Source organism: Wolbachia pipientis (genome assembly GCF_023661085.1).
In the GTDB taxonomy this organism is placed as follows: Bacteria; Pseudomonadota; Alphaproteobacteria; order Rickettsiales; family Anaplasmataceae; genus Wolbachia.
The window spans coordinates 1-3,244 of sequence record NZ_JAHDJT010000135.1 but is presented as its reverse complement, the minus strand read 5'-3'; the positions used below and the strand labels follow the sequence as shown (position 1 = coordinate 3,244).

The 3,244-nt window shown below is 35.8% G+C and carries 3 protein-coding genes and 2 pseudogenes; all 5 read left to right on the top strand.

Annotation, left to right across the window (positions count from 1 at the left end; genetic code table 11):
• On the top strand, positions 1-316 hold a 316-nt coding region (locus DM84_RS05520; RefSeq protein WP_250778965.1), incomplete at its 5' end, for a sigma-70 RNA polymerase sigma factor region 4 domain-containing protein.
• Positions 317-372: 56 nt separating this feature from the next.
• Positions 373-1,188: pseudogene (locus DM84_RS05515) on the top strand (ATP-binding protein).
• Between the two features lie 21 nt (positions 1,189-1,209).
• Entirely contained in the window at positions 1,210-2,016 is an 807-nt protein-coding gene (locus DM84_RS05510; protein WP_114517450.1) for an AAA family ATPase, read from the top strand.
• 40 nt (positions 2,017-2,056) lie between these two features.
• Entirely contained in the window at positions 2,057-2,548 is a 492-nt protein-coding gene (locus tag DM84_RS05505; protein ID WP_114517449.1) for a hypothetical protein, read from the top strand.
• 27 nt (positions 2,549-2,575) lie between these two features.
• Positions 2,576-3,244 (top strand): annotated as a pseudogene (locus DM84_RS05500) (AAA family ATPase); the annotation flags it as partial.

The window sequence follows — 3,244 nt, the reverse complement described above, 5'->3', positions numbered from 1 at the left end:
CAAAAATCGTGTTGTTAACCTTATAAACAAAAAACAACGTATGAAATATGGTGGAGATATTACCTTTCTTGACAATGAAATCTTGGATAGTTTAGTTGATAAAAATTGTGATTTTGAAAGCAAAGTTGCAGCATGTTCAGATGTTGAAGATCTTATTAAACAGTTACCACCACGTTGGCAAGATCTTTGTGAAAAACTCAAAGTTTATAATGTAGCTGAAGTTTCTGAAATTACTGGTTTATCGAGAACAACCATCTACAAGATTCTTAAACGAATAGGTGAAAAATTTCCACATCTAAAAACTTATATCTCGTAAAAAATAGTGAACACATATGCGCTAAATGTTGAACTTATATATAGGGGGTAAAAACTATGACTCTAAAAATAATAAATAACGAAGAAAGAATAAAAACAGTCACAGGTGTGAAAATGGTAATCTTTGGACCTTATGGAATCGGTAAAACTAGCCTGCTTAAAACTCTTGTTGAATCGACAACGCTTTGCCTTGATTTTGAAGTAGGACTTCTTGCTGTTCAGGATTGGAAAGGAGATTCAATCAATATTCGCACTTGGAATGAAGCTAGAGACATTGCTTGTCTTATTGGTGGGCCTAATCCTGCGCTGAGGTCTGATCAAGCATACAGCCAAAGACACCATGAACATGTATCTGGTAAGTATAAAAATCTTCTTTCTGAAGTTTCTAAATACCGATGCATCTTTGTGGACAGTATAACCGTTGCTTCACGTTTATGTCTATTATGGGCAAAAATGCAACCTGAAGCTTTTTCTGAGAGATCGGGAAAACAGGATATGAGAGCTGCCTATGGATTACTTGCTCAAGAGATGATGGCTTGGCTCAATCAATTTCAACATATCAGAGACAAAGACACTATCATAGTTGGAACATTAGGTCAATATCTCGATGACTGCAATCGTCCAATTTGGCTACCTCAATGTGAAGGAGCTAAAACCGCTAGTGAGATTCCAGGCATTGTTGATGAGGTGATCAGCATGGTTGGAATTAAGAAAGATAATGGCACAGAAGTACGTTCATTTGTCTGTCATACCATTAATTCTTGGGGATACCCAGCTAAAGATTGAAGTGGTTGCCTTAATATGGTTGAAGAACCGCATCTGGGTAAATTACTTGCGAAAATTAAAGCCAAAACTTTGGCTCCTATTGTTTAATTAAAAATTGGAGAAATTATTATGGAACAAAGCTTTTTCAATATCGGTCAAAAAATTCCCTTTTTCAGTGTGAAAGAATACTTGAATGATCAATCGCCAATACCAGAAGATATAATTTCACCAAGGATTTTAACAAAAAGAGGTCTATTGGTGCTGGGTGGCCCACCTAAAATCGGCAAAAGTGACTTTTTGATCTCTTGGCTTGTTTACATGGCTGCTGGTAGATCATTTCTCGGTATGACACCAAGTAGACCTTTGAAAATCTTCTACATGCAAACTGAAATTGAGTATGAATATATGAAAGAACGGTTGCAACAACTTCAACTGGATAACGAACTTTTGAATGTAGCTGCCAATAACTTAATTATCACGCCAAGAGTACAATTATCATTTAGTAGTGAAGAAATAGATGAAATTAAAAATGTTGTTAAAGAGCGTTTCAAACCTGATATTATTGCGATTGATCCTCTTCGTAACATTTTTAACTCAAGTGAATATGGTAATGAAAATGACAACAGCGCTATGCTATTCTTTTTGCAAAAAACGCTTGAAAGACTGAGGAACATTATTAATCCAGATGCAGGTATAATCCTCACCCACCACACAAAAAAACTGTCCAAAAAGATGCTGGAAGAAGATCCATTTCAAGGCCTAAGTGGTGCTGGATCTTTACGTGGATTTTATAGCACTGGCATGGTGATGTTTGCTCATGATGAAGAAAGTACTACCCGTCAAATAGTCTTTGAGCTGCGAAATGGTGAACGTGTGGCGAGCAAGCTTGTCGATAAGATAAATGGTCATTGGAAACTTATAGACCAATGGAGTTGATTCTTTTTTTCGTTTTGCAATTAATTTATAGGAGGACAATATGCTATCAGATTTTTTAACTGATTTTAATACTGCAAAATCACAAAGTAATTTAATACCAAAAGGTACAACGGTGAAAGTCAAAATGGCCATTAAACCTGGAGGTTATGAGAATTGGTTCACTAAAAGCTACACTACTGGCAGCATCTATTTAAACGCTGAATTTACTGTCACTGAAGGTCTATATGCAAAACGTAAGATTTTTCAAGTAATTGGCATTAAAAGTGGCAAAGCAAGCGTTGAAGGAGAAGATGTTTGGGCAGAAGCTGGTCGTTCCATGCTTAGAAGTATTTTGGAGTCAGCACGAAACATTCATGCAAATGACACTTCAGAAAAAGCAATTATTGCTAGAAAAGTCAACTCTATAGCTGATTTTAACGGGTTAGAGTTTACTGCAAAAGTTGGTATTGAAGCTGATCGATATGGAGAAAAAAACAAGATTGCTACGGTTATTATCCCAGAGCAACCTGAAGTTGATTGGGTGCCATTTTAAATTGTGTCTTTTAGAATTGGAGGACTTATGGAATTTTGTATTACTGGAGAAATGGAATTTTTACTACTGCATAACATCAAAGCATGTTTATTTTATTTACTGCCTGGCGGTAAATTTTTCAAGAAGAAATTCTATATTGGAAATATCGGTGGAGACCAAATTATAGTTGAAGTTGCAGGCGGTAAGATAGGAAGCTGGTATGGCCTAAATAGTGGAAACAATGGTAATATTGTCACACTTTGGAGTTTAGTTGCTGATAAAGCTGGACTTTCTGGAGTTATAAACAAATGGCTCAATAAAAATATAACTGCAAAATATAGTTATCTTGACGAGAATAACAAAGTGATAGCATATGCATATCTCTACAGAAACAATTACAGACATGTTTGGTATCCGAAAACTTCTGGCAAGGGCTTAAAACCACTATATAACATACCTGGTATTATTAGGTCCAATGAGCTAGTAATAGTAAAAGGAGAGAAAAGAGCTGAAGCCTTAATAGAGCACGGAATTATGGCAACAACTGTGATGCTTGGTATATATGGATCTATCAGTGAAACGGATTGGTCTATATTAATAGGTAAGCAGGTAATAATTTTGCCAGATAAGGATGAAAAATATGCTGAAAAGATTGCTGCAGAACTAGCTAATTTAGGGATATTCCACAGTATACCTGAGGGGTATGAAGAAGGGATA

Coding starts and splice junctions, on each gene's coding strand:
- DM84_RS05510 (WP_114517450.1), top strand. CDS start 1,210: ATGGAACAAAGCTTTTTCAATATCGGTCAAAAAATTCCCTTTTTCAGT.
- DM84_RS05505 (WP_114517449.1), top strand. CDS start 2,057: ATGCTATCAGATTTTTTAACTGATTTTAATACTGCAAAATCACAAAGT.